The 26,332-nt window shown below is 46.3% G+C and carries 24 protein-coding genes and 1 pseudogene; 8 read left to right on the top strand and 17 right to left on the bottom strand.

The window, feature by feature from the left end; translation table 11 throughout:
- Positions 1-20: 20 nt before the first annotated feature.
- The 4 genes from MKY73_RS02870 to MKY73_RS02855 all read right to left on the bottom strand — a co-directional run bounded on the left by MKY73_RS02870 (position 21) and on the right by MKY73_RS02855 (position 3,826).
- Complete coding sequence (locus MKY73_RS02870) at positions 21-1,001, bottom strand: LacI family DNA-binding transcriptional regulator (RefSeq protein ID WP_339305569.1); 981 nt, start codon at positions 999-1,001, stop codon at positions 21-23.
- A gap of 92 nt (positions 1,002-1,093) precedes the next feature.
- Positions 1,094-1,537: a FixH family protein gene (locus tag MKY73_RS02865; RefSeq protein WP_339305567.1), complete on the bottom strand. Its 444-nt coding sequence runs from the start codon at positions 1,535-1,537 to the stop codon at positions 1,094-1,096.
- Between the two features lie 19 nt (positions 1,538-1,556).
- Positions 1,557-2,006: a disulfide oxidoreductase gene (locus MKY73_RS02860; RefSeq protein WP_339237880.1), complete on the bottom strand. Its 450-nt coding sequence runs from the start codon at positions 2,004-2,006 to the stop codon at positions 1,557-1,559.
- Between the two features lie 191 nt (positions 2,007-2,197).
- Entirely contained in the window at positions 2,198-3,826 is a 1,629-nt protein-coding gene (locus MKY73_RS02855; protein WP_339305566.1) for a copper amine oxidase N-terminal domain-containing protein, read from the bottom strand.
- A gap of 329 nt (positions 3,827-4,155) precedes the next feature.
- Here MKY73_RS02855 and MKY73_RS02850 point away from each other — a divergent pair, with 329 nt between their 5' ends.
- Together MKY73_RS02850 and MKY73_RS02845 are read left to right on the top strand one after the other, a co-directional pair.
- Entirely contained in the window at positions 4,156-4,362 is a 207-nt protein-coding gene (locus tag MKY73_RS02850) for a hypothetical protein (protein ID WP_339305564.1), read from the top strand.
- A 200-nt stretch (positions 4,363-4,562) separates the two neighbouring features.
- Positions 4,563-5,672: a hypothetical protein gene (locus tag MKY73_RS02845; protein WP_339305562.1), complete on the top strand. Its 1,110-nt coding sequence runs from the start codon at positions 4,563-4,565 to the stop codon at positions 5,670-5,672.
- Positions 5,673-5,795: 123 nt separating this feature from the next.
- On the opposite strand, the gene MKY73_RS02840 is transcribed toward MKY73_RS02845, so the two are convergent.
- Entirely contained in the window at positions 5,796-7,265 is a 1,470-nt protein-coding gene (locus MKY73_RS02840) for an amidohydrolase family protein (RefSeq protein WP_339305560.1), read from the bottom strand.
- Positions 7,266-7,542: 277 nt separating this feature from the next.
- Between MKY73_RS02840 and MKY73_RS02835 the strand changes: the two genes are divergently transcribed.
- Positions 7,543-8,238 (top strand): ABC transporter permease, encoded by a 696-nt coding sequence (locus MKY73_RS02835; RefSeq protein WP_339305558.1) that lies wholly within the window; start codon positions 7,543-7,545, stop codon positions 8,236-8,238.
- A gap of 85 nt (positions 8,239-8,323) precedes the next feature.
- Here the strand turns inward: MKY73_RS02835 and MKY73_RS02830 are convergent, their stop codons facing one another.
- On the bottom strand, positions 8,324-9,376 hold the full coding sequence (locus tag MKY73_RS02830; protein WP_339305556.1) for a hypothetical protein: 1,053 nt from the start codon (positions 9,374-9,376) through the stop codon (positions 8,324-8,326).
- A 90-nt stretch (positions 9,377-9,466) separates the two neighbouring features.
- Positions 9,467-11,182 carry a DUF6138 family protein gene (locus tag MKY73_RS02825; RefSeq protein ID WP_339305554.1) on the bottom strand — a complete coding sequence of 572 codons (1,716 nt, stop codon included), beginning with the start codon at positions 11,180-11,182 and terminating at the stop codon, positions 9,467-9,469.
- Positions 11,183-11,514: 332 nt separating this feature from the next.
- Between MKY73_RS02825 and MKY73_RS02820 the strand changes: the two genes are divergently transcribed.
- Complete coding sequence (locus MKY73_RS02820; protein ID WP_339305552.1) at positions 11,515-11,766, top strand: hypothetical protein; 252 nt, start codon at positions 11,515-11,517, stop codon at positions 11,764-11,766.
- Positions 11,767-11,824: 58 nt separating this feature from the next.
- On the opposite strand, the gene MKY73_RS02815 is transcribed toward MKY73_RS02820, so the two are convergent.
- The 3 genes from MKY73_RS02815 to MKY73_RS02805 all read right to left on the bottom strand — a co-directional run bounded on the left by MKY73_RS02815 (position 11,825) and on the right by MKY73_RS02805 (position 16,925).
- Positions 11,825-13,477 (bottom strand): extracellular solute-binding protein, encoded by a 1,653-nt coding sequence (locus tag MKY73_RS02815; RefSeq protein ID WP_339305550.1) that lies wholly within the window; start codon positions 13,475-13,477, stop codon positions 11,825-11,827.
- Between the two features lie 120 nt (positions 13,478-13,597).
- Positions 13,598-15,190, bottom strand: a complete 1,593-nt coding sequence (locus MKY73_RS02810) for a response regulator (protein WP_339305548.1) — start codon at positions 15,188-15,190, stop codon at positions 13,598-13,600.
- Entirely contained in the window at positions 15,165-16,925 is a 1,761-nt protein-coding gene (locus MKY73_RS02805; protein ID WP_339305546.1) for a histidine kinase, read from the bottom strand. Before MKY73_RS02805 ends, MKY73_RS02810 begins: the two co-directional genes overlap by 26 nt.
- Positions 16,926-17,242: 317 nt before the next feature.
- On the opposite strand from MKY73_RS02805, the gene MKY73_RS02800 reads away from it, so the two are divergent.
- Together MKY73_RS02800 and MKY73_RS02795 are read left to right on the top strand one after the other, a co-directional pair.
- Entirely contained in the window at positions 17,243-18,163 is a 921-nt protein-coding gene (locus MKY73_RS02800) for an ABC transporter permease subunit (protein ID WP_339308466.1), read from the top strand.
- 34 nt (positions 18,164-18,197) lie between these two features.
- A complete protein-coding gene (locus MKY73_RS02795; protein ID WP_017692164.1) occupies positions 18,198-19,076 on the top strand; it encodes a carbohydrate ABC transporter permease in 879 nt (292 codons plus the stop codon).
- A 64-nt stretch (positions 19,077-19,140) separates the two neighbouring features.
- Here the strand turns inward: MKY73_RS02795 and MKY73_RS02790 are convergent, their stop codons facing one another.
- From MKY73_RS02790 to MKY73_RS02780, 3 genes are all read right to left on the bottom strand, one after another.
- Entirely contained in the window at positions 19,141-19,329 is a 189-nt protein-coding gene (locus tag MKY73_RS02790) for an aspartyl-phosphate phosphatase Spo0E family protein (protein WP_339257504.1), read from the bottom strand.
- Between the two features lie 249 nt (positions 19,330-19,578).
- Positions 19,579-20,601 (bottom strand): hypothetical protein, encoded by a 1,023-nt coding sequence (locus MKY73_RS02785; protein WP_339305544.1) that lies wholly within the window; start codon positions 20,599-20,601, stop codon positions 19,579-19,581.
- Positions 20,602-20,625: 24 nt separating this feature from the next.
- Positions 20,626-21,624 (bottom strand): hypothetical protein, encoded by a 999-nt coding sequence (locus tag MKY73_RS02780; RefSeq protein ID WP_339305543.1) that lies wholly within the window; start codon positions 21,622-21,624, stop codon positions 20,626-20,628.
- On the opposite strand from MKY73_RS02780, the pseudogene MKY73_RS02775 reads away from it, so the two are divergent.
- Positions 21,593-22,411: pseudogene (locus tag MKY73_RS02775) on the top strand (WYL domain-containing protein); the annotation flags it as partial. The gene MKY73_RS02780 and the pseudogene MKY73_RS02775 sit on opposite strands and share 32 nt — an antisense overlap.
- Before the next feature lie 290 nt (positions 22,412-22,701).
- Here MKY73_RS02775 and MKY73_RS02770 read toward each other — a convergent pair.
- Together MKY73_RS02770 and MKY73_RS02765 are read right to left on the bottom strand one after the other, a co-directional pair.
- Positions 22,702-22,890, bottom strand: a complete 189-nt coding sequence (locus tag MKY73_RS02770) for a hypothetical protein (protein WP_076253532.1) — start codon at positions 22,888-22,890, stop codon at positions 22,702-22,704.
- A 142-nt stretch (positions 22,891-23,032) separates the two neighbouring features.
- On the bottom strand, positions 23,033-23,356 hold the full coding sequence (locus MKY73_RS02765; RefSeq protein ID WP_339237907.1) for a helix-turn-helix transcriptional regulator: 324 nt from the start codon (positions 23,354-23,356) through the stop codon (positions 23,033-23,035).
- A 205-nt stretch (positions 23,357-23,561) separates the two neighbouring features.
- Between MKY73_RS02765 and MKY73_RS02760 the strand changes: the two genes are divergently transcribed.
- A complete protein-coding gene (locus MKY73_RS02760; RefSeq protein WP_339305541.1) occupies positions 23,562-24,932 on the top strand; it encodes an MFS transporter in 1,371 nt (456 codons plus the stop codon).
- Positions 24,933-25,052: 120 nt separating this feature from the next.
- Here the strand turns inward: MKY73_RS02760 and MKY73_RS02755 are convergent, their stop codons facing one another.
- Positions 25,053-25,337 (bottom strand): hypothetical protein, encoded by a 285-nt coding sequence (locus MKY73_RS02755; RefSeq protein ID WP_339305539.1) that lies wholly within the window; start codon positions 25,335-25,337, stop codon positions 25,053-25,055.
- Between the two features lie 40 nt (positions 25,338-25,377).
- The gene (locus tag MKY73_RS02750; protein ID WP_339305537.1) at positions 25,378-26,244 is read right to left on the bottom strand and encodes a hypothetical protein; all 867 of its coding nucleotides are present in this window, start codon (positions 26,242-26,244) and stop codon (positions 25,378-25,380) included.
- Positions 26,245-26,332 lie beyond the last annotated feature (88 nt).

Below are 26,332 nucleotides of genomic sequence, written 5' to 3'. Positions count from 1 at the left end.
ACAGGAAAAAACGACCTGTATCAGGTCGTCTCTCTCTCCACGATGGTAACTGGCAAAATATGTTCCATACCAATCTTCTCTTCCGCGAGCTGGCGCCGAATCAGATCAATCGCAAGCTCAGCCATAGCCTCCACCGGCTGCCTGATCGTTGTTATGCCAGGCACCGTATACGCTGCCGCACGACTGTCATCATAACCAACAATAGCGATATCGTCGGGTACCTTGCGCCCACCTAATACGATCTGCTTCAGCGCATGCACTGCCATCAGGTCACTTGTTACAAAGAGCCCGTCCACCTCCGGGTGTTGTGCAAGCAGTTTATCCACCAATTCCGTATACTGGTGCTGATCAAACACATTCAGATCGGTTTCATGAATCATGACTGGTTTGACTCCATGAGCCTGCAATGTATCAACGAAACCTGTCGTCCGGCGATTGGACAGCATTTGCAATTCCAAATTACCGCAAATATGTGCCAGATGCCGTCTGTTCTTCGCGAGCAGCAATTCAGCAGCCATAACCCCTCCCTGATAGTTATCAGATGAGATAAACGGGATGTCTTCACCGATCTTACGATCAAAGGTTACGATTGGGGAATGCAGATTCATATACTCATCAACTTCCAGTGTATGACTTCCCATAATAATGCCATCCACGCGATTACCCTTGAGCATTTCCACATATTCACGTTCTTTGGAAGGGTCCATGTGGGAATTGCATAACATAATTTTAAATCCATTCTGGTAAGCATGATACTCAACATAGCTAGCCAGTTCTCCAAAAAAAGGATGGGATACATCCGGAATAATCAAGCCTATCACATTGGATTGCTTACGCAGAAGAGAACGGGCAATTTCGTTGGGTCGATAGTTCAATTCGTCCATGGTTTGATACACTTTGTCCCGAGTCTTCTGACTGATATATCCCCGATTGTTTAATACACGCGAGACGGTAGTTACAGAAACTCCTGCCCTGAGTGCAACATCATGAATAGTTGCCATAACAGCCTCTTTTCCTACAACATTCTTCATACCTTTAACATTATAAACCTATTGCTAAACTTGAACCAAACCCTCGGTACCCGCCTGCTGCTTCATTCCACTACAATTCTCGCTCTCGGCATGCTATGCATAGCTCCGTGCGTAACATGGACCTGTACCACATACGTACCTGGTTCTTCAAAGGTATGCTGGATTTCATACAGCCCTTCCTCTGACTCATTGGCAGTAATAGCCCCCTGATTCTCCAGTTCTTCAGCTGTCATCATACCTTGCTCCGGAGATACAGAAGGCGGATCATCAAGCTCATTCCAGATCTGGAATTGCACATTGTCGGCATGACTTAACGGTGCATCGCCCTGTGTAAGCTTCACCTGCAACCGTGTTGGTTTATGAAGAGTAGCCTTCTCCGGAACGTCAAGTTTCACCCGGACCATCTCTGGCATCTCCCCGGAAGCAGACTGTTCCTCATAGGAGCAGCCAGCGACCAAAAACATTAGCACCAAAAAGGGCATGAACCAACGAGCTTGTCCGCTCATCACCATCTATCCTTTCTTATCAAGAAGATTTGGGTGTTTTACCGATACCCCACAGCATCACAATGATGATAATAAAGGCGATCAGTGCCAGTAGTGGAATGGTGATGAAACCAAACCAGTTCAAATAGTCGGTATAACATGGAACCTTGCCACACGCTACGGCATTACCTGTAGCCGAAAAAATACGCTGGATCGTTACATGATATAACGAAATGCCGCCACCGACGAAACTAAGTGGGAGTACGTATTTCGTGATGCCCACGTCATCCTTAAAGTAGGCAATGCCCAGCAAGATGGTTAGTGGATACATGAATATACGCTGATACCAACACAGATCACATGGAAGATAGCCCTTGATCTCACTAAAATAGAGACTCCCCCCTGTTGCAATAACCGATACCGCCCAAGCAACAAATAACCGGGTATCCACATTTTTCGCTGGACGCTCCGATTTTGATGATGTACTCATTCCTCTGTCCCCCTCTTCATTTTGCTTATGCCAAATTATCATACCTCATTCTGGACTTCATCGGCTATTCCAGCTGTTATGTAGGTCATTCTCGATGATTATACCAAATATTTGAACTTATGGGTGAAACCAAAAAAAGCTGCCATATGGGGCAGCTCTTTTTGGTTGATTCTGTTATGAAAGATGTTGTATTACATGGATTTAGTCAGTGTAATAGAACCATCTTTTTGTGCCCATTTTACATCCCAGTTCAGAAGTTCAGCAATGAAACGCAGAGGTACTTGCGTACGTCCATCTTTGTTTACGAATACCGTTGCACCCACGTTTTTCTTCACGCCGTTCACTTCCATAACGTTGTTGTTTACCCAGAATTCAAGGGTATCATCGCCAGCCATTACCGTTACTTGTTGTGCTTTTTTGTCCCATTTCACTGTTGCGCCAATACCTTCACTCAAGAAACGCAGTGGAATGTAGGTTGTGTTTTTCCAAAGCACTGGTGTGGTGTCCATGTTGGTTGTTTTGTCGTTAATTTTCAGCATTTTGCTGTTCAGTTGCATCCATACCGTTGTCATTTCTGGTGCTGGTGCAGGTGTTGCTGGCTCTTGGAATTTGTCGTTAAATTGAGTCACAATTGCGTTACCCAAGGCTTGACCTACACCAAACATCACTTTGAAGCCTTCACGATTGGTAGTGTAAGAAGCATCATAGTTGCCTGCTGCATATTGATTCAATACGTTTTGCACTTGATTTTCATGTGTTGTCAGCGCTTGTTGTCCTGCTGCTTTTGGCAGATTACCAGCTGTTGCGGAATCCAGGAATGCTGCGAATTCTGTTGTAAATCCGTCAATACGTTTCTCTACTGCTGCACGAGCCGCAGCATCGTTGATTTTCACAGCTTTTACATAATCGCTTTGCGCATTAACGTGATTGGTTACCCAAATTTTCTCGAAAGCATTGGCACCATCGTTACCGTAAACGGAAGCAATCGCTGCTTTGAAGTCAGCTGTGTTTCCAGCTTCAGCTGTAATCAGTGCGTTGGAAGCGGCTGTACGTCCATCATATTCCTCTTGCATTTGCAAAGCCGAAAGCGCAAAGTGCTCGGAAGCCAAATGGTTGAGTGCAGATCTCAGATCAGCTGCTTTTGTATCTGCTTTGCTATTTTCGAATTTCTCGGGCATTTGTGTAGTAATTGCTGTGGAAAGTGCCTTACTTACGTCGAACATTTCTTTGAAACCTTCACGGTAAGCCTTGTATGCATCAGCGTAATCTCCAGCTACATACTCATCAAATACTTTTTGCACGAGATCTTCATGTACTTGCAGAGCTTGTTTGGCTGCTGCTTTTGGCAATTTGCCTTCGGTAGCTGTGCTCAGGAACGTGGAGAACTCATCCACGAAACCGTTGATGTTGGCCTGTGCTTGTTTGATCCCAGCCTGGTTGCCCATTTTGGTTGCTTTCACCAAATCATCGGTGTATTTGTTATGAGCACGGAAGATACGTTCGAATTCTTTGGCACCTGCCTCACCATATAGGGAAGCGATTGCTGGCTGCATATCCAGTGCATTCTGGTCGAGTGCTTTGTAAGCTGCATCTGCATCTTTTGCTCCGTCATATGCTTTTGCCATTGCCGTTACTGCGAGTGCAAAGTGCTCGGACAGCAGGTGGTCCAGGTTTGCTCTCAAGTCAGCCGCAGGTGTGTTTACGGATGCTTTCATCATTGTCATTGGTGTCTGTGGAGCGGATGCTGCTCCAGCGATCCCCGGCATCAACAGTGTCAAGCTAAGTACAGGTGCGATAAACTTCTTCATCTTCATTTTCATTACGTGTTCACTCCTCGATTATGTTTTGTGTATAATTTCTTTCCTCGTCGTCGTCTTCATAGGGTGTAACGCAGGGTTTTCTATTCTGGATCACTCTGTGGGCAAAAAAAATTACAGCCTTCAGTGAAGAAAGCTGTAGATGCCTGATGTATCAAGGTTTTTTTGAATTAAAAAAAACTAAAATTATAGTGATCTTTCCGATCCAAGACTACCTACATACTGTAAGACAGATACTTTATTTCCCTATATTTCTCAATTAAAGCTTACATCAAAGGTTATCCTGAAGTACAATGAAGACATATCAACTTATTCGCGAAGGAGGTCCATTCATGACCTGGTTGCCTTATGTTTTAATTGTCGGTATCGCCTTGTTTGGAGGTGTTGCTACCCTGATTATCGGTAATTCCAAAGCCAATCAGACCAGCAACCCCGAATATGACCGCCGCACCAAACAAAACTTAAGCAAACTTTCCTATGTATACGTTGGTGCGATTGTACTTGGTTTTGGCGGACTAGTCCTCTATCTCTTCAACTAAAATGTTTCGATTCAGCAAAGAATACGTTCAAACATGCCTAGCAGCTTCCGTTTTCGTTCTCCATCCTCCGTATATACACACATGTTTACAAGTTGGAGATAATTCAGAATTATTCTGGATATGTTCGGGGTTTAGTATAAAGCCATAAGGGACAGCGAGCCCATTAGATTAAACCAAACCCCAACTTGAAGGAGAGATATATGATGAAAAAAAACATGAAGAAATCCGTAGCAACGATGATGGTACTGGGCATGACATTAACAGGAGCAACGGGCGTATTTGCCGGAACGCAGCTGGAGAAGATCTCGGCATACCTTAACCATGGAATCAGCTTCAATGTAGATGGCGCGGCTTACTCACCAACGGATGGCAATGGCAACAAACTGGCTCCAATTACCTATAACAACTCTACTTATCTGCCTGTACGTGCCCTTGCTGATGCACTGCATGTACCCGTATCCTACGACGGCAAAAAAGGGCAAGTCATTATCGGTCAAGCTACGAGCAATCCATCAGCTCTGACAAATGTAACGTATAGCGCAGCACAAAAAGAGGCCATTCAAAAGGCTTTTGCACAATTCGATGGGTTCGAGACAGCTTATGCCCCTCAGCAGATGATCGCAGGTGATACGTTCAAAAGTGTAGGTGCGGGTGGCGACGGTGTAAGCTTTATTTTTAGCCATATGAAAGTGGATGTATCTCCAAGAGATTATTCGGACGGCTATACGAGCAAAGACGTGAAACTGTCCAATGGCGTTATCGCCAAATGGTACACACCAGACCAAACGGGTATGCTCACGTTCCAACTGGATGATCGCTACGTTACCCTTAGCTCGCCGGATCATAAGTTGAGTCAAGCTCAGTTGCAACAATCAGCTGTCTCTGTTCAAAAGTCTAACAGCAACAATGATCAAGGGATCACTGCATTCGCAGATGTGAACTACAGCAAGCAACAATTCGATAACATTCGCAAAGCATTTGCGAAGTTTGACGGGTTTACAACAGCTTATGCCCCACAACATATGGTTGCCGGAGACACGTTCAAAAGCGTAGGTGCAGGCGGCGATGGGGTAAACTTTGTTTTTAATCGCATGAATGTCACGGTATCTCCTAAAGACTACTCGTTCAGCTATGATGGCAAAACGGTAAAACTGCCTAATGGCGTATCCGCCAGATGGTATACACCAGACCAAACGGATATGCTCACGTTCAAGCTGGATGATCGTTATGTAACCCTCAGCTCACCGAATAACCAATTGACTCACACTCAACTGGAGCAAATGGCGGTATCCGTACAAAGAGTGAAATAATCGATGCACCTTCATTATTAGAAAATGGAAATATAATAGCCAAGGCACAGTAATAACACTGTACCTTGGCTATTTTTATCATCCAGGTTTATCTTCATAACAGAATCTACACTAAAAAAGGGTTTATTGGACAGAAGGCTTGGATTCTTCAGGTTCATCTTTTAGATCGGCAACCTTTATCAACGGGTATGTTTGTACCGCACGGTCCAAAGTCTGCTTCTCCATCAGTTTTCCATCCAAGACAACTGCGGAGATGCTTGTCGTGTTTCGAATGTCCTCCAGCGGGTTCTTGTCGAGCAGCACAAGATCGGCGAGCTTTCCTTTTTCTACAGTGCCCAGTTCCTGCTCTCTCTCCAAATATCGCGCCGGATTCAGCGTTGCCGCCTGTAAAGCCTGTAGCGGGGTGAGGCCGCTCTTAACTAGCAACTCCAGCTCATCATGCAGAGAAATACCGTATATAAAGTTAGTCATTTCGAAACTGGAATCACTACCTGCAAGCATAGGTACGCCAGCATCATTCAATTTTTTGACCATGCCTGGCGTTAGGGAATTGATGGCCTCCATTAATTCCGTTTGTTCGGGAGGAGTGGCACGAATCACTTCAGCCCATTGCTTCTGCACGGCCGTCGGTACATATTTGGACCGCTGATCGATCTCGGTTTTGGCCATATTCAAATAGGTAACAATGGTCGGTACAGGCCAGACTCCCTTTTCCTTGAATTTGCGAAAAAGCTTGTTGGCCTTAACAGAATCATAGGATTCAGACGCCTCAATCTCCGCCAATGAATAACCGAGCAAATCGCTCATGTCGGCATGCTTGAAAATATCGTCTTCAATGCTTGAAGTGGCAATAAACAAACCGTGCAGATGCTCTATGCTCTTGAATCCGAGTTGAATGGCTTCAGTGGCACGTACCTCAACCGGCAAATGGCCCACTACCGGCAAACCGTACTTTTGGGCTTCATCTGTGACCGCCAGAAACAGAGGACGAGGCAACCAGGAGTATACCTTGATATGATCCGCTCCATGTGCAACGTTCAGACGTACGGCTTCCCGTGCCTGTTCCTCTGTGTTTAAATAAAACATGTGGGGAGCCTCATCAGGCGGACCTCCATTTAAAGTAGATCCCGCATAGACAAGACGTGGGGCAGGCATACCAGCACGCATACTTGTTTTCCATATATCGACGTTCTTCAATGATGCTCCCATCTCTCGTATCCCGGTCACTCCGTTTGCCAGAAACAGCGGGAAAGCGGTTTTGTAGTTATCTTCCACATGGACATGCATATCCCACAAACCGGGAATGATGTATTGGCCTGTAGCATCACGTACTTGCGCATAATCAGGAGTGGCCGTTTGCTTGCTGTTTCCAATGTAACTGATCTTGTTATCCTTTATGATAATGGTTTGATCGCTATTTAACTTTCCAGATCTTACATCCACGATCGTTGCATGCTCAAGCACCAGCGTCTGCTTAGTCACAGGCTCAATGCTTGCATATCCAGTATCTGTACCTCCCGTTAATGCAATCAATAATGCAAAGATCCCTAACAGTGACTTTCTGAAGCTGCGTATTTCTTTCTTTAAACTCATGCTTATCCTCCTCGTAAAATTAAATCATATCAACCGATATAACTTGATTATAGAGTTCGGATCCTGCTTTTTTATTAATTCATCCTTACAAAAAGCTTACACTCTTGCACGAGCTTAAGGGTTTTGTAAGAATCGAGTAATAAAAATGAAGGCTTTCATCTTTATAATATAGATAAAATGACTGCAAGGGACTGTATATAGAGGAGAGCAAAAGTAATGACATTTATTGTACGTAGTATTAACGTCACCAGAGAACTGCGGAAGGGGGTTGGAGTCGTTGCTTAAACTGATCTCGATGGAACTAAAGAAGTACCGGTTCGCCCGTTATATCGGCTATGCCGCCATGGCTAACCTGGCGATCCTTCTGTTCCTGACGATGATAGGTATTAGCGATTATGGGGCACAGGATTACGCTTTTGCCACTTACTCGGAGTCGTTCATGCTAATCGATACCTTTGTCAGGGCAACCTTTATGATATTTGCTGGGGCGCTGCTCTCAACTATGATTGTTGGGGAATACAAAAACAAAACGCTCGGCGTGCTCTTTACATATCCGATCAAACGCCGCAAGTTTATCGCTGCCAAATTGGTCATCATCTTCGTCTTTACGTCCGGAATGATCCTGCTCACCGACGTGCTGATGGGTTCCGTTATGTTTGCCATGGATGGCTTCTATCCCTTCATTGCGGATTCGCTGACGATGGAACAGGTTGGGGCGCTATTGCTCGAGTACACCTTTAGCTCGCTATCTGCTGCAGCAATGTCCCTTATTCCTTTGTTATTCGGGATGCACAAAAATTCGGTTACGGCCACTATGGTTACCTCCATCCTGCTAACGACCATCGTATGCTCCGGATTTAATGGACCGCTGGTATCCATTAACTCCTTGATGGCGATCCATTTGTCGCTTGGGGCCGCCGGATTGTTGATTGCCTTACTATCCATGCTTCGTCTAGAGATGAAGGACGTATAGACAGAGGAAATCGTAATTAGACCGGGGAGAAATCCCCGGTTTTTATATTTGGTCTACATCCGGAGCCTCCCCCCCACAATCATAATCACAATGCCACTTCCGTTAAACGAACAACCCTGCGATAGACCATCGCATCCATCAAATCCTCCCAGTCGAGTTCACTGGCATTAACGTCTCGATAATAGACCGCAGCAGCAGGCAAGAAACCAACCAGCGGCCCTGTACCACCACATATCAGGCTCCCGCCGTCTCCGCCTTTGGGCATCACATCCCCAGCCGAATCCAGTGTAAGCTCATACTTGTAGGGATCACCAGCAAACTTTATGCCAAAGAAATTCGGCAGTTCCAGATCATAAGCACGATCATCCTTTTCTTCAACCCGTGAAGAGGCCGTCTCTGCCGATCCATCCACAGTTTCATCCATGCCTTCCAGACTTCCAAAATGCCTCAATCTCATCGTATAGTCGAAGCTGTCTCCCCAAGGGAATAACGTGCGACAACCGCCACCATAGATATACTCCCATTCGTCTTCAGTCAGCAGACCAAAGCCCGCCGCTGCTTCCTCTCTCACGACGTCTTCCAGTTCTATTCCCTCGTTGAACCACAGGATTCGCACTTCATCTTCACTTTGGCGAATCAGACGGAATTGTTGATGCAATTCATATTCACGGATCTCCGACTGTTTAAACTGCTCCAGTGCTGCCGGAAAATCAGAATCTTCCTGCGCGAAGGCTTCCTCCTCGGACACTTCAATCCAGCCCAGCGAAATGGTCTCACATTCCACGAGCATGGGCGCAATGTTAACCGTTCTGACAGGTGACATCTGACTCGCCAGAAACGAATCCACGTCCTCTACACCATACTCACTGACCGTTTCATGCAGTTCGGCTGAGGTTTCTTCGTTCATACCATGCTGCCAACGATCCCAGCCGAGTGTAACCTGATCCCCAGGCACAAATACAAATCTAAGCCCATCCTCCGTAAATACACCTGTCTCCATCCGCTGACCGAATCGTTCAAATGTCTCGAGACCCTCATATTGCATACCATCTGGTAACTGATGAACCAACTTACGCATCCAAGCCTCTTTGTCTTGGGCATCTAACCCCTGCCACATGTCTCGACTACATGCTTCCACAACTTGCCCCGCCTTTCCTTATGCACTTTCAATTCGCTAAAATGCTCCACTGTCTGGCCCAGTACAATCTTCCTTACCCTTTTTTCATTTTTATTTGCCTGCGGCCTGCAACAGTTTCAGCAATAATTCCTTCCGTCTTCCTTCCGCTTTGCGAGCGAGCGTTGTGAGCTTCTCCACCTTGCCGAAGATTGGGTAAAGTACACGTTCCACTTCGTAATGCTCAAGTCCTTGAATCTGCTTAACCAACCGTTCGAGTATTTCATCATTCTCCAGCTCAGTCTGAATCTTCAGCTTCAGACTATCCGTTGAACGACGCAAGCTGGCGACTAACGCAGGTATGGACTGAGCCGTTACACCCTGTTGTTCCACAAATGCCACAATGAACTTATCCTGAATTAACTGATGCTCATCATCCACTTCGCCCATGTAATATTCAATCAGCGGGAAATACCGCTCATCCACAAGACCCAGTCCAAAGGTTGCATAACTGCCTGGCATACCATTTTTCTCTCCCTCGGTATCCTCGTAAAACTCAAACTCCTGGATAGCCTCACGCGCATACTCTTCCAGGAGTGGATGTAGCTCCGGGTACTCCAATGCATTGGCAAAGAATCGGTGCGTATCCGACTTGGCGAGCCCTTTGATCGGCAAATACTGTTTTACACTGGACTTGAGCTTGATCTTATAACTTTTCGGAAAGCCCTGCTTCAATAAATGCGTGATAAAGGTAAGTGCCTGCTGATAGGCACTGGGCTCTTCCTTCCGAATGTGAATGGTCATCAAAGCAAATACATCATTTGCTTTGCATTCCACTTCTTCCGTTTTCACATGAATATCGTCTTTCGCATACGTCCCGCTACCTTCCGTCATCATCAATGCCGCACGTCTGCTGCCGAGTTGCTTCGCGAGTTCCAGGTAAGTCTGACCTTCAGCTTTGCTATAATTCGGCTCATATCGTAGAATCATCACCGCTGCGTATAACAGCAGATCTATGGGGTGAGTCCCAGGTATTTGCGCCTTCTCCTTCTTATCCGACGATGGGTCTGTCTGTGATTCAACATCCCATTCCAACGTCGCTCCTGGCTTAAGTGAATATTCATTGGTACGATACGCAGAAGACTGCACATCATAGTACTGCGGCAAAAACTGATTCTCCGCCCATGCCCTTAAGGCACGAGTAATATCACCACGGTGTTCGGCAAGTGCCTCCGGGCGACCCTGATTCAACTCTTGAATCCGGTCATACTGCCTGATGACCCAGGCTACATCCAGCTCAGGAAACAGTTTCGGGTCAAGCAGATGACGTGTCAAAAAGAAGGACTCCAAGGGCTTTGTTGGATATGCACCGTTCTCCAGCTTCTGATCAATGTATGTATGAATACGCTCAAGCAACTGCTGCTTTTTCTCTTCATGGATATATTCCAGCAAAGTCAGTTGCAGTTTCCCTTCTGTTGTAGGGAATTTACCACGGAAGGTAAATCGATAGTCAATCAACGGGGAATCGGCCAGCTTGTCCAATCTTCCCTGAACAACCTCTACAAGCTTAGGTCCAATCTCGTTACGAACCTGTTCTTCGGTAAAGGCTCCTGCCTGCTTCGATTTCAGGCCATCATCCAAACCCAGATCCACACTGTCCACTGTAGTCCGTCCAGGTCTATAATCCAGCAAAATATCATTGAAGATGCCTATTTGCAGCGTAGTTCGCTTCGTAACATTTTCCAAGTCGTCCCGCTTTTCCTGTTCATCAAACCATTCATGAATTGTCGTCATCATCTCTTCCATTGCCTGATCATAAAGTGTACTCATCTAATCTCCTGCCTTTCCATGCATCTAATGATGTTCATCAACCAAACTTGAACCTCTTATGAATCCCGGATCATTCCGGGGCATCTCTGTTATAAATACGTATTGATGTTCGCATACTACCTATTATTTTACTCTCTCAAGTACACCGGGAACAATAAGGCAGCAGGGGGAGATAAGGTGGTGAAAGATGCCCATAAGTGGTATTTAAGACACGCCCTAGTCAAAGAGATCTACGGATACCTTTCACATCTATGTAGGCTCTCGGTATGCCCTCGCTATCATCACCCCCACATTGTATAATCATTGTATTCCTTTTCAGGAGGTCTGACTAAATGAGCTATAGCAAATACTTCCCTTTGGAAAACTATTTGAATCAGGTTTCAATCACCCTTACATATGCAGAGCTTGAGGAAATTCTCGGATTTAAATTACCCCCGACAGCCTATAATCGCGAGCAATGGTGGGTGAATAATTCCATGAACCATACACAGGCACTATCCTGGTTAAATGCCGGATGGAAGGTGGATCATGTGATTCTAGGAAAAAACGTTACCTTTGTCCGGTGCGAGTCATCATCGGTCTGAGACATACCAAAAGCAGGGTAGATCCGATGAATTCATCGTCCTACCCTGCTTTTGTTGTTTAATTGACTGTCTTATACCACTCGTTCACTTCGGCGGTAATATCATCGCCGCCCATGGATTTCCACTTTGTCACAAACGCATCGAATTCCTCAATGCCTACTTGACCATAGATGATCTTGCTAAACGTATCCTTCTCCAGCTTGTCGATCGCATCCTTCTTCATTTTCATCGTCTCCGTCGGTGCCCCGGTGAACTTATTCTTGATCGCATTATCTTTATTCGCTACGACGACTTCAGCGGCTGCAAATACTTCAGGTTTGTTGGCAATCTTCGTATTTTTCTCAAAAGGCGTCTCCGGTTCCTTGCCCTTCGCAAGTTCCGCCAGCGTATCCATCATCAGATTCGGAATCCGTGCACCATCATACGTAATCGTATATTTGAGTGGTGATACGCCGTCCTTCACTTCGGCTTCACCAACCACTTTGCCGTCCACGATGTCATAGTCGTATCCTTGCGCAAAGCCATGTTCGAACTCGCTGCCCACTTCCGGGTTGGCAAAGTTGTCGAACAGATAATTCTGATATGTGAAGAATATCTCCGGGTTCGCCATGTCCTTGTTAATCAGCACCACCCCGTTGCTTGCACCAGATCCATGTTGGTGGCTTTCACCTGTTGGCCCAGTAGGTAATGCAATGGCTTTGTACGTGGCACCATCCACATTTTTCTTCACATCATCAATCGGCCAGTTTGGCATCCAGTGTGGCCCCACGATAATGCCTGCTTTACCTGCGGTGAACAGCTCTGCTGCCTTGATCTCGTCATAGACACCTGCTTCTTTGGGCAGGTAACCTTTGGACAACCAATCTTTCATCGTTGCCAGGCCTTCCTTCACACCTGGCTGAATGGAGCCATATTGCAATGTGCCGTCTCCAGCATCATTCCACTGTCCAGGCATCGTGTTGTACATGCCGAAGATCCAGCCGGATTCCGTCATCCACGTATTGAGCGCATTCTTCATGCCCACGGTCAGACCATACGTATCGTTCTTGCCGTTCCCATCCGGGTCCTGATTCGTAAAAGCATCCATGACCGTAACCAGCTCATCCATGGTTTTGGGTTCTTCCAGTCCCAGCTTCTTCAGCCAGTCTTCACGGATGAACATGACCGAATCACCATTGTAGGCATAATCGAAGATTGGAATGCCATAACGCTCGCCCTCATACATGTATGGATACCATTCTTCCGGTGCCGATTCGGATGCCTGTTTCCAGGTGTCCGAAGCATACTTGTCAAACAACTCGCCAGCATTCGCAAATTTGCCTGACTCAATTAATTCCCGTACCAGATTGTAGTCTCCCCGAATGGAGACGATATCCGGCAATTCTTCGTTAGCGGACAGAGACAAGCGCAATTTCGTATAAAATGCATCATTGGTCACCGATACGGCCCACGGTGTGGTCAGATCGATGCCAAGTCGTTCCTTGGCCCATTTCGTATGCACATTGTTCTGTGCCGTTTCCCCATTCTTGAATTTCGTATCATCATTCCAGGCCCGCAGATAACTCATCTGTACCGCAGGTTCATACTTCCCGTCTTGCAGAGCAAGTGGTGCAGCAGCTTCCTTGGCCGGTTCTTCCTTGGCCCCCGAACTACATGCCGTTACAGCAACCATCGTTATTGCGAGTAATGCCGTCATCATTTTTCTATACATGAACTAACCCCTCCTCAGGTAACTTGGATACCCTTATGTGCCAAATGCACCTTACATGAAAAGGATAGTGCAGCCGGGGAGGCAAACATATATCACAATTTCAATGTTCATATCGATTTGTTAACCGTTCCGAAAATCCTGCGGGGTCAGTCCATAATGTTTGCGGAACACCTGAATGAAATAAGGCGTGTTGTTGTACCCCACTTCCTGACCGACTTCATAGATCTTCATCGCCGTATGCTTAAGCAAATGAACCGCACGTTCCATTCTGGAACGGATAATGTAATCACTAATGCCTTCGCCTGTGGATTGTTTGTACATTTTCGACAGATATACCGGGTGCAGATGCACCTCTCCGGCAATGACCTGCAACGACAGATCCTCGCCCAGATGATGATCAATCCATTGCTGCACCTGCCGAATCAGCGTTGATCCGGCATCCTGACCCGCATCGCTAGTGCTCTCAGCCCACTGCTGCATCACAGACCGAGTCCACGTTTCCAGACCACGCAGTGAGATGCCATAACCATCCTTGAGCAACTGCTGGTACTGCTCGCCAAGCACTTCGGCTAACTGCCTTCCTTCCCGATGAGCCATATAGGAGAAGGCCGCCGCCAGATAATGAAAAGCCACATATACATGTTCCGGGAACACACTGTTCGACAGTTCAGCAAAGATCTGATCAATCTTGCGGTGTGCATCCTCCATGCGCCCCGCTTCCAGCAGCGCCGTCAGACCTGGCGGTTCATACAGCGCCGCAAGTGACTTCAACGTAGCTCCATTGGTTCCCGCTGCCGGATTCAGATGTAATCCTTTGCCCGCATCGGCTTGCTTGCGAAGTGCACTGACGGCTTGATGATATAACTGAGGCACCTGATCTGGAAAACGTCCCATACGACTAACGGACAGGGAAATGGTCGCATTCAGATACTGCCTCACACTGTGAAGCAACCGTTCTCCAAGTCGGCCCATTAGCATTTCCGGTTCGGCTTGGGTTTGTTTCGGACTGGCCATAAAGACCAGATCATCATAGGCGTCATCCGTATGGCAGAGATGATAGGTACTGCCGTAGATCTCTTCCACCACATTGGAGATGGCGTACTTCATCAGTCGAAATGCTCTATGTGTGGGTTGATGGTCATCATACCGGATGAGCAGCAGTTGCATTTTATCCTGTGGCCGGAACCCGATCTCCAATTGCCTCAGCTTGCCTTCGAGTTCAGCATCCGCAAATTTATGCCCTAACAGTATATCCTTCATCAGCTCCGCCCGCTTCTCGGGCAGATGCTCCCTTACCGAATACATGGCCCGCTGATGCAGCATTTGTTTCTCACCTTCCAGGCGAATCTGCACGGCGGCCTGCTGCACGGATTCGATCAGTTCCTCATCCCGGACCGGTTTGAGCAGATAACTGACTGTCCCATGTTTGAGCGCCTGCTTCGCATAATCGAAGGAAGCATGCCCCGATAAAATAATACATTTGGTCTGTTCCCACTTTTGCCGAATGTGACTGACCAGATCCAGACCGGACAGACCCGGCATGCGGATATCCGTGATAATAATATGGACCTGATGTGTTGCCATATGTTCCAGTGCCTCTTTGACTGAATAAGCTTTGAATACCTGACCAATCCCGTGTTCTCTCCACGGTATGGAGACGGCGATCGACTCTACTGCGGAATGTTCATCATCCACGACCATCAGATTCATCATGTGGTTGTTCCTCCTCAAACCATCGAATTTCTACACTAAGTCCACCGTAGGGAATCGCTCCAAAATGAAGACCAGACGACAGCCCATAACGCGTAACGAGACGCTGGTGTACATTCCACGTGCCTGTTCCAATCTCCTCGCCCATCGGTTCATTGATCTCCCGTTCCAGTTCCGCAATCTCTTCCGCTGTCAGCGTGACACCATCATTGTCAACAAACAGGCTGTATCTTGTATATTTTCGTCCCTCAATATGTTCGGGTACCGCCATCCCCGTTACGACGACATGCCCACTGCCTTCCATCGGCTCAATGCCGTGGATCACCGCATTCTCTACGATTGGTTGAATGAGCAGCCGCGGAATGTGAAGCTGCATCAGTTGCTGCGGTACGGCGATTTCGTAGGTCAGCCGGTTGGTCCGCATCTGTTGAATGGACAAGTAATGGTCCAGCAGCCGGATCTCTTCCTCCACTGTCGTCATATCATTCTCGCCCCGCGTAATGTAGCGATAGTAGTCTCCCAGGCTTAGCGACATGGCAATCACCGCTTCCCGGTTGCCGAGCTGGGTCATATTTTTGATATAAAACAGGCAGTTGTACAGGAAATGCGGATTGATCTGTGATTGCAGATGTTTCAGTGTTGCTTCCCGTGACCGGATACGTTCCTCATATACTTTCTCGATCAATTCCTGAATCTGCTCCGCCATATGGTTGAAGCTCTGGGTCAGGTACGCGAATTCATCACGGGAGTGATCGACTGGAATCCGCGTGGACAACTGGCCTTTGCGAATCTGTTGCAGCCCTCTCATCAAGCGATGGATGGGCACCTGAACTTTTCGATACAAAAGTAGTGCAGCCCCGATACTCAGCACGAGCAATAACAGAATGGAGGTAATAAACATATTTCGGCTCTTATCCATCGGGTTCAGCAGATCATCCAATACCACCGGGTTCACGTACACTGCTTGCAGTTGTTTGGAGTGCACGTAACTGACCAGATATTGCTTGTCACCTACCTCCAGCTGATGATTGCCTTCCCTCTCCGGTCCGTTAAAGGGGATATCACGCATGATCGCTTCAACCAGTTCGGGATCTGCCGTACGGTTCAGCAAGGGATCATGACCTGGTACGAGCAAGAAGGGATCTCCACCCTGCGTTTCTTTGAAATCATCCAGCATGGCAACCACGTTCATCGGGTCAAAATTAATCTCCATCACCGTTCGCACGCCTGTGTTCACCGGTTTTTCATTCCACTCGTAGTTGTCCGTGAAAAAGTAGGTGAAACTCCCCTTCTCCAGCTGCCATTGGCCAGGTTGCGGGAACGTCAACATCTTCTCATCGTAGACCGTCCGGCTGGACATAGTGGATAATACAAGTTCCGCTTGCGGCAGCACAATGGTAATATCGTTCTTCCAACGGCTGGTGGACTGGTACAACGATAATTTGTCGAGAATATCCAGATAGATGCTGTTTTTCTCATATTGGCTGGTTGAGTCCGTCATGTAACGGTAATGCAGAATACTCGGATCTCGCAGCAATGTCAGGCCATACAGCGAGAGCTGCTCGATATTTTTATCCACCTGGGAACTGAAATAATTGAACTGATTCAGACTCGATTGCTGTTTCTCTTCAACGACCATATCGACATTTGCCTGGTTCGCGTACGTATAGAGCAGCAGAATCGGTACGAGCAGGCAGATCAAGAGAATGACCGTCTTCGCAAATACTGTGAATTTCATCGTTTCACCCTGTCCCTGATTTGAAGTCGTTCTACATCGAAGTCCTATTTTATATTGAAAACCCTTACATATCTAGTTGAATTTATATTCGCCTGCTTTCCTGCAACTCGTAATCCCCTGTTTCCATCAACAAGTTAATATTTCAACATCCGCATTGAAATGTTGTTCTATAGTCCGCCCTTTTCCATTGCTATAATTCAGTTGCTCCACTCTGTGCAGAGGCTTTCTCGCCTCATGTTTCCAGGGTTGGACGAGATAAAGGAGGGACCCTGATGGCTATCGAACAACCGTTAACAACCCATACGCCGGTACGAAAAATGACACTCCATCCACGCAAACGTACCCGCTGGAATTTCAAACGCACGTGGCCGCTGCATCTGATGCTGCTGCCTGCTGTACTGCTCACCTTACTGTTTGCCTATGTGCCCATGGGCGGCATTATTATTGCTTTTCAAGATTTCAAACCCTGGCTGGGGTTCACTGGCTCCAAATGGGTGGGCTGGGACAACTTCCGGTTCATGTTCGAATATCCCGACAGCGTTCAGGTCATCTGGAACACGGTACTGATCGCTTCAATGAAAATTGTGGCCGGACTTATCGCCCCTGTTGTATTTGCCATTTTACTGAATGAGGTTCGGAACTCCACGTTCAAACGTTTCTCACAGACCTTGGTGTATCTGCCCCATTTCCTGTCCTGGGTAGTCCTGGGCGGCATTCTGCTCGATATGTTATCACCGGAAGGTGGTCTGGTAAACCAGGTGCTGGCGGCGGCTGGTGTTGAACCGATTTTCTTTCTGGGGGATGGCGACTGGTTCCGTGTAACGGTGGTGGTCAGTGATGTATGGAAGGAATTCGGATTCGGCACGATTGTATTTCTGGCAGCACTTGCAGGCATTAATCCCGCATTGTATGAGGCTTCTGAGGTAGATGGAGCAACGCGGCTCAGACAGACATTACATATTACCCTGCCTGCACTTGTGCCGATGATTATCGTGGTAGGTACGTTATCGCTGGGCAATATCCTGAATGCAGGTTTTGACCAGATCTTTAACCTGTACAATCCGCTGGTGTATGAGAAAGGCGATATTATTGATACCTTTGTCTACCGGATGGGGATTCTGAATGGCAAAATGAGTTTTGCGACCGCCGTTGGACTATTCAAATCATTTGTCGCGATGTTCCTGGTCATATCCGCGTACCGAATGGCGTACAAAATCGCCAATTATCGTATTTTCTAAAAGGGTTAGCATAATGCATTAAGGGGGAATCAAGGTGTATCACAAAACAACCGGGTACCGTATATTCAATGGTTTCAACCTGATATTCATCGCGGCCGTTTCGATCCTGTGCATCCTGCCGCTGGTCCATATTCTGGCCGTTTCCTTCAGTGGCAAAGCGGCAGCATCCGCCAATCTGGTAACACTTTGGCCCATTGATTTTACGGTGGACGCGTACACCAAAACATTTGGTAACAGTAACTTTCTCAGTGCACTCTGGATCTCAGTCCAGCGTACGGTTCTGGGCACACTGCTCAGTATGACACTTGTCTTTCTGACGGCTTATCCGTTATCCAAGGAGAGTCTGCATTTCAAGGGGCGGTCATTATATGCGTGGTTTTTCATCTTCACGATGCTGTTTAGCGGGGGATTGATTCCGTCCTATATTTTAATCCAGAAGCTTGGTCTGATTAATACGATGTGGGCTCTCATTTTGCCAGGAGCGGTCGCTGTTTGGAACCTGATTCTGATGATGAACTTTTTCCGCAACGTACCGAAAGAACTGGAAGAAGCTGCATTCATCGACGGGGCCAATCATATCACGACCCTGTTCAAAATCTATCTGCCAGTCTCCATGCCCGCGATTGCGACGATCTCTTTATTCACCATGGTAGGTCAGTGGAATTCCTGGTTCGACGGGCTGATCTATATGAATGATGCATCCAAATATCCACTCGCCACGTTAATGCAGACCATCATCGTACAGCAGGATTTCTCCAACATGAACGTGGATGCCACACAGCTCCAGAACATGTCTCAGCGTACGGTGAATGCGGCTCAGATCTTTATTGGCGCTCTGCCGATTCTGCTTGTGTATCCGTTCTTGCAGCGTTTCTTCGTAAAGGGAATTGTGCTCGGGGCGGTAAAAGAGTAAGGCAAACACACGGAATCCCGTCATGGGATTCTTCTTCGTTGTATAAGTGCTCTCTATAAGCTCATTATTTCAGTTGTTTTGAGATTTTTCTGCCGCGAATAGCGTTGTTATATTCATTAATTAATTCATCCAGCACCATGGATTGGCGAATAACCTCCGGATGCCACAGTTCCGCATATTGATCAGCAATCTGGTAGAGCCTTTGCCGTGCATGTTCGATACATTCCTGAATGGTTTCCGGATTATGTACCATACTCCCGCCCCCTGTTATCCTTGAATATCATCATCCAAAAAAGACCATCTAATATAATATTCGGAACAATAGGGGGTTTGGATTACCCCAAAATTAAAATTTTGGTTATTTTTTCTTGTAAAATTTATTATGGCGTGGTTCACATGAACTGATGTTACACATCTGTTCAAATCAAATAAACCGGATCGGCTGTCGCCTCTCCGGTTTTATTCAGCTGAGCTTTTCAATATGTTAGCTATCATGCTTCATTCATCTTAAACCTACGTCATCAAAGCGATTGTGTATCGTCTCTGGAAAGGCACGTTTAATGGCATCAATGGCACGTTGTTCGGTCACTCCTGCCTCTCGGATAAGCTCAATCACGTTTTGCATACATTTCGGTTCCTTCGTATTCCATGAGATTGAATCATTAACTACATCAACAATCTCCGAATACAGTTCTGCGAGCAATGCATACTCATGCATGACATGAACCATCCGATCTGATAGATACGCCAGCCCTGCAACATAAGAGGCAATGTCCAGTCTTGATCTGGCATAATAGCGCAGTACAGTCGCCGCTTGTTCTGTATCATATGCTCCAGCCTGCAAAGTAGCAGCCATAACCGTATAAGCAGCCGCTCCACAGGCATAATCCTGGGACGGCAGCATGTAGTCGTGGGTTTCCCATTTGTATACGGCCTGAATTAATGATTCTTTGCAAACTTCCCATAGATCCACAGATTCATGTGATTCCAGCACCTGATAGTACCAGTATGGCGTACTGTTCCTGCCAAATGAATCATAAGAAAGACGAATGATTTCATTGCCTTTACTTTCACAGATGAATAGCACCTGATCCACATCATCATATCCGGCAGCAATGACAAATTGATCATGCCAGAGAATCGCACCTACGCCCCGGTCAATGGACGCCTTGATGTCCAGCACGGCCTGCTTCTGATAGAGCGGAAAAGTCGGTTCAAATGAAAATCCACCATGTTGTCCCGTTGTTACGCCAAGAAAATCAGCCGCCACAAAGTTCTCTGCCATCCAGTTGTATGCCGAGATTGATTCTGCGGTCAGACGCCGATCCACCACTAATCGGAATGCACTTGCCGTCATACCTGCAATCATGTGGCGCGGGAACTCCATCCACTGTGTGTGCAATAAAATGCGGTATATCGCATCTGTATACGAACCCACACCATTCCATGATAGGTGTGCATCAGCAGAGGTTGGGGCTTGTGGGAAGCGAATCCAGTCCTGCAATACTACTTTTGTCGCCATCATCCTTCACTCCCTTCCTCTCTCATCCTATCGTGCTGAATGTGCTCCCCACCGTGGTATAGTAGACCTTTTACGGTCAGGATACTTCCTGGATATCAATCGAAAATAATCAATAGCCTGCTCTTCCAGTGCTTTCGCCTTCACTAGTAACTGTGCTAGATCTTCTGTGATATCTGGTCTCAAGACACATCTATTCTCCTGCTGAACCATATATCCTTTCATTTGGTCAATTAACGTCCCAAGCTGTTCATAGCATGTATAAGCCTGATCCAGTTCGTTCCATATCCCTCGAACATCCTGCAGATACATTCTTATTTCGGTTCGCGAATGGCAGAAGGATTCCAAAATATAACCCGCACCCGACTCATCAAAATCCCCACTCCGTAAAGCCAGCACCCACACCTCATATGCCTTTCTACCTGAAGCAATATTCTGATCAGGTAACAGACGATAGGGAATGTCCCAATCCTCAATCGCCAGTCGCAGGGATTCCAGCAGCATCTGTTGTTCAGAAATGCGGACCTGATCACCAAATACCTGACAGTACCAAAATCCGGTAAAGTTTAAACCGAAATTGTCATACAACAAAATCTGCGCTTCCTTGCTCCATCCGTCTTGCACATAAAAGATGCGGTCACGGTCATCATATCCAGAAATAACACCGAACTCAGGAATCCAGTAGATCACACCAGTGCCTTCATCAATACTGCGTCTCACCCAATTCACTGCATCCTGCTGGTAATAACCAAACGTGGAATGACGTGTACGTCCCCCATCCCAGATCGTAAATATTCCCAGGTTATCAACTCCGGGACGATGTGCTTCCCCCCATTGTCCATACGCTGTAACCGACATGGGAAGTAGTCGGCGATGCACCGCCAGCTTGAAAGCCATGCCTGTATATCCGGCAAGTACATATTTGGAACCTTGAAACTGGCCCGTATGGGTTAGTATCGCATGCAGACTATCCACGTATGATTTGGACTCCCGCTTCATGATGAGGTTATTTAACACGACTTCAGCCAAAGAAAAAGCTCCTCTCCATGGTGGTTTGCCTGATGTACTTACGAGAAACACAGCTTGCTCTACATCTGCTCGTTTGTTGCCTGTTTACAGACTCACTCTATGTTCCAAGCCTGTGGATCAACCCTTCTGCGCTTTGCTGAAGCTTGCGTCTAAGCCACCCAGGAGACAAAAGCTCTTCCCATTCGCTAATAATCAGACTTTTCGATTGCCCCATTTGTATATGACAGAAGAAGAGCAGCGTGTGTTGAAATATCTGGCGCATCGATATCGACATTACGATTATGATCAAGCAGACGCGGTGAAACGTGTAGCACATTTGCTGGAGCGTTTTACGTTGGAGGAACAACAGATGGGAAGTAGCGAGCTTCCGGTGTTTTCGGCGCAACCGAAGCAACTGCAATTCTTTGAATTATTGTCCCATGCCATAACTGACTCGCGCAGAGTACATATTCATTACAGGGATCATGATGGAGAACAGCAGTTTTCCTTGTGCCCATTAAAGATGATATCCCAATTTAATGCCGATTACGTGGTGGGTTATGAAGCAGACCCCGTGCAGCAAGTGGCCATTCGATTGGAAGGCATTGTTCATGTATCGGTATCGGATGAGAGATTTGAGTACAGATCAGACGCCTTGCTAGGTGGATGGGAGGAATCATTGCCTGTGCGTAAACCGTTTGTAGCTGAGATTCGTTTGAAGGAAGTGCAGCAAATGGAGATGTGGCAGGGGTATCGTATTCGGGCAAGCCACGATCGGATTTATTCGATTGAATTTTATGACACGGACGCTTTCTTGCAGCATTTCCTCATAACAATAGCCCCGATATTTTGCCATTTACACCAAAGGGGCTCGCAGGGAACTTGCCATATATTCAATATCACGCTGAGCCTGACGACGGGAGATTTCAAATTCACGGGCAAGCCAGCTGCTATTCGGGAAACGCCCACCCCGAATCTGTTCATCAAACCAGTGAATCCGATGCATGTTACTCATCTTCCCGCCCCCCATCTTTTCCGATCCTATTTCACTTATTATATCAAAAGACATGGCCTGTTCCGAAGAACAGGCCTGATATGTCAGACGTGTGCCTTATCCACTCTGGATTGCACTGCTTTGGAGCATTTCTTGCATACTTTCAGACTTGTACCGTCTGTTTTTGTTTGCGTATACAACAATTTTATTCGGGTACTGCTACATACCGGGCATGTTCCCCGGCCCCTGGAAGGAAGACTCCACAAGACGCGTCCTCTTTTGGTTTTTGCCAATGGTTGTGAACCTCTTTTCAATATGGTTTGTGTGTTCACCGTTATTATATATGGCATGGTACGACACAGAATGTCGCAGCAGTATTAGAGGTGTTTCAGAAAATAAAAATGTCCCCTCTTCGACCTGAAGAAAGGACAACATCTAGGAAAGATCTGTGCTCGACTGAGCTGCGGCCTGCAATAATGGTTGCAGGAGTCCTGGAAAGCGCATTTCCAAATCATCGGACCGCAGGGTGAGAAAATGCTGGGTGCCTTGCACTCTGACCCGAATAACTCCGGCTTCCCGCAGAGTTCGAATGTGGTGTGACATCGTTGACTTCACAACAGGTGCATGAAAATGGCTGCACGGCTGCTCCCCGCTTCTAGCTGCTTCCGCAACAATCCCAAGGCGAGTCGGGTCACTCAGCGCATACAGTACGGAGGAAAGTTCAATATCTGACACCTGTGGATGATGTAAAATTTTCATACGGTAGTCTCCTTTTTTCAGACTATGCATTGTATTCTAACACAGATCCATGATATATTTCTAATGTTCGACACCAATCGAACTTTAATGATTTCGTTATGTAACCCCTGCTGTTAGGTACGGGATTGACATCATACTACATTTTGCAAATGTTACACACCGTTTCTGAAATGTTGCGAAATACATATCACTTTAGGAGGTTTTTATGAACAACACCGCAACCGCATCATCAGGGGAACGGACGGGAATACAGGAAGGATTAATTGTAAGCTTGCTTGGCTTCACCGTTGTACTCGTTGTTATGAATACAATGATGTTTAATCTGGCGCTGCCCAAAATTGCAGCCGAATTCATGCTTACTTCTGTCGCTTCCTCATGGATTGTTACAGGGTATTCCATTGTATTTGCCATTTCCTCGATTACGTTCTCACGTCTATCGGATTTCATACCCATTCGTACATTATTCACAACCGGGCTTACGTTACTTGGTGCAGCATCCGTTCTCGGGTTCTTCAGTAATCATTTCATCATTTTGCTCATTGCACGTCTGATTCAGGCTGCGGGTGCTGCTTCTGTTCCGGGTCTCGCCATTGTACTGATTACACGATACATTCCCAATGATCGCCGGGGTAAATCGATGGCTGTCATCATGTCCGCCAGTTCACTGGGGCTTGGACTTGGTCCCGTCATTGGGGGAAGTATTACTCAATTTCTGGGATGGCATGATCTGTTTATCGTTACAGGACTAACGTTATTCTTGATTCCTGTATTCTTTAAACTGCTTCCTCGGGAAACCCCGCAAAAAGGTTCATTCGACCTGCTCGGTGCCGTGCTTCTTGCGATCGGTACTACCGGTGTATTGTTATTCCTGACTTCACGTCAGTGGTTCACGCTTGTTATCGGTGCAGCGGCACTGCTTCTGTTCTGGCTCCGAATTCGGCGCGCGGCAGACCCATTTGTACAGCCTGCTTTGTTCAAAAACAAAAAATATATGATGCTCAGCTCGCTGGGGATTGTATCGTATATCAATAACTTCTCAACGCTGTTCCTGCTGCCGCAAATTTTGGCGCATCTATATGGACTGACCCCTGCTCAATCCGGACTTGTCATCTTCCCGGGCGCAGTCGTGTCCATGCTGCTGTCCAATCGAATCGGTCGAATGATTGACCGCCACGGCAATACATTATTACTGAAGTTTGCACCATGGTTGCTCCTGGCCGCTGCCGGGTTGTTCGCCTTATTTGCAGACAATAACATCTACGCTATTATGGCTGTGTATGTCCTGCTCAGCGTTGGTTTCTCATCCCTGACCACCAGCGTGTCCAATGAATTGTCTGGTAACCTGACCATGGATCAGGTGGGCGCAGGTATGGGACTGTTCCAACTCAGTCAGTTCTTCAGCGGTGCTTTCAGCGTTGCAGTTACTGGCGTAGCCTTAACGGCGATGCAGAACTTGCCACTCTCCTCGGCGTACACCAATATTTTCTGGGGTATGACCGTGGTCGCACTGGCATCCGTTATTTTCTCTCAGGTTTATCTGAGCATGCAGTCACGGAAAAATAAAAATTTTGTGTAAACGATCCTCTTCAGGATCGTTTACATTCCGGTACTATTGTATTAGAAAAACAAGCTGTTTAAGTATTTCCAATAAAACAAAGGAAGCCAACTTTGTCATTGGCCTCCTTTGTTTTATTTTTTATGACTCTTTTAATTTACCATTGCTTGTGAGCAATAAAATGACGCTTCCCAATAAAGTTAAAATAAAGATGGTATATACAAGACGTGAAGTTTGCAACTCGTACATCGGGTTAAATCCGTTCACTGAATTAGATTGATCTACTAATGACCACAATGGCGCATATTTCACATCAAAAATCGTATGTTCAGGACCATACACCAATTTGAATGGGACGAGAATTACACCAAACAAGATTAGTAAAACTCCATATGTAATAAGTATTCTTTTTTGAATCTTGTTCATATAAAATAATCTCCCTTCAAATCATTCAGTGGTTTAGAATTTAGGCACTTGGAGCACCCGTTGGAGGAGCAGGAGTTGTTGCAGAGCTATTTTTACTGCTATTTTCTCGAGACCAATATTCGTTAGATTTTGTTCTTAATTTTTTGTTGATTCCAGACACAGGTCCTTCAATGACTTGAACGATGCCACCTGTAGAATCAATATAATAATATGTTCCAGTCCAGTTTTCCTCAGTCCATTTAATATACGGTCTTGTCCCCCAAACTGTCCATCCCGGTACTGTAGCTCCCTGAGCTATTGTCGACTCTTGCGTAGCACTAAATGTAGCATTGAATCCCATTTTATTTTTTATCACATTAGCACCCGTGAAGCCGAGCGAAACACTTGTTGTAAGTTTTTTAGTATACGTCGCGGTTATGGGTACACTCGAACGGTAATTATCTTCTGTGATCCAAGTTGTGCTATAAGTGATCAAATCTTTTGAAGAAGTAATGGCAGGTTCCTTGGACCAGCCTTGCCCAACAATAGCAGACGGAGAGATATCCCCATTTTTAGTGTTAGAAATATTTTGAGATGTTGTGATGACTGCATTCTCAACAATTGTATCAATATCTCTTATACTGTCTCCATATTTTTGTGGATCAGAGTTAAAAAACTTTAATAAAGACTGTGCATATGCAGCTCTATTAGTAATCTCACCGGTTTCTTTGTCAACACCTCTAATCGGAATGGTTGTTACTTTTTCAGACTTCAGTGCAGTTTGATCGAATATCTGAGACGACTCAATTATAGTCAAATCTTTTAATTGTTGTGCCTCATTTTCCACGTTTTGAGCACTTATACTTGCTACTTCAGATCCCAAAAGCAACGAACTAATCACTATAGAACTAATTAAAATCTTCTTCATTTGAACGCCATCTCCTCTATAATAGATTAAAATTTTATATGAAGCCTTATCCTCCCATCATCCTATATGTTTACAATACATATAATCT

Origin of the sequence: Paenibacillus sp. FSL R5-0519 (genome assembly GCF_037974275.1) — a bacterium.
Lineage (GTDB): Bacteria > Bacillota > Bacilli > Paenibacillales > Paenibacillaceae > Paenibacillus.
This window is presented reverse-complemented; position numbering and strand designations above follow the sequence as displayed.

Coding starts and splice junctions, on each gene's coding strand:
- MKY73_RS02805 (WP_339305546.1), bottom strand. CDS start 16,925: ATGAAATTCACAGTATTTGCGAAGACGGTCATTCTCTTGATCTGCCTG.
- MKY73_RS02820 (WP_339305552.1), top strand. CDS start 11,515: ATGAGCTATAGCAAATACTTCCCTTTGGAAAACTATTTGAATCAGGTT.
- MKY73_RS02825 (WP_339305554.1), bottom strand. CDS start 11,182: ATGAGTACACTTTATGATCAGGCAATGGAAGAGATGATGACGACAATT.
- MKY73_RS02810 (WP_339305548.1), bottom strand. CDS start 15,190: ATGATGAATCTGATGGTCGTGGATGATGAACATTCCGCAGTAGAGTCG.
- MKY73_RS02840 (WP_339305560.1), bottom strand. CDS start 7,265: ATGAGTTTAAAGAAAGAAATACGCAGCTTCAGAAAGTCACTGTTAGGG.
- MKY73_RS02865 (WP_339305567.1), bottom strand. CDS start 1,537: ATGAGCGGACAAGCTCGTTGGTTCATGCCCTTTTTGGTGCTAATGTTT.
- MKY73_RS02870 (WP_339305569.1), bottom strand. CDS start 1,001: ATGGCAACTATTCATGATGTTGCACTCAGGGCAGGAGTTTCTGTAACT.
- MKY73_RS02815 (WP_339305550.1), bottom strand. CDS start 13,477: ATGTATAGAAAAATGATGACGGCATTACTCGCAATAACGATGGTTGCT.
- MKY73_RS02765 (WP_339237907.1), bottom strand. CDS start 23,356: ATGAAAATTTTACATCATCCACAGGTGTCAGATATTGAACTTTCCTCC.
- MKY73_RS02800 (WP_339308466.1), top strand. CDS start 17,243: ATGACACTCCATCCACGCAAACGTACCCGCTGGAATTTCAAACGCACG.
- MKY73_RS02750 (WP_339305537.1), bottom strand. CDS start 26,244: ATGAAGAAGATTTTAATTAGTTCTATAGTGATTAGTTCGTTGCTTTTG.
- MKY73_RS02760 (WP_339305541.1), top strand. CDS start 23,562: ATGAACAACACCGCAACCGCATCATCAGGGGAACGGACGGGAATACAG.
- MKY73_RS02790 (WP_339257504.1), bottom strand. CDS start 19,329: ATGGTACATAATCCGGAAACCATTCAGGAATGTATCGAACATGCACGG.
- MKY73_RS02785 (WP_339305544.1), bottom strand. CDS start 20,601: ATGATGGCGACAAAAGTAGTATTGCAGGACTGGATTCGCTTCCCACAA.
- MKY73_RS02855 (WP_339305566.1), bottom strand. CDS start 3,826: ATGAAAATGAAGATGAAGAAGTTTATCGCACCTGTACTTAGCTTGACA.
- MKY73_RS02845 (WP_339305562.1), top strand. CDS start 4,563: ATGATGAAAAAAAACATGAAGAAATCCGTAGCAACGATGATGGTACTG.
- MKY73_RS02860 (WP_339237880.1), bottom strand. CDS start 2,006: ATGAGTACATCATCAAAATCGGAGCGTCCAGCGAAAAATGTGGATACC.
- MKY73_RS02755 (WP_339305539.1), bottom strand. CDS start 25,337: ATGAACAAGATTCAAAAAAGAATACTTATTACATATGGAGTTTTACTA.
- MKY73_RS02850 (WP_339305564.1), top strand. CDS start 4,156: ATGACCTGGTTGCCTTATGTTTTAATTGTCGGTATCGCCTTGTTTGGA.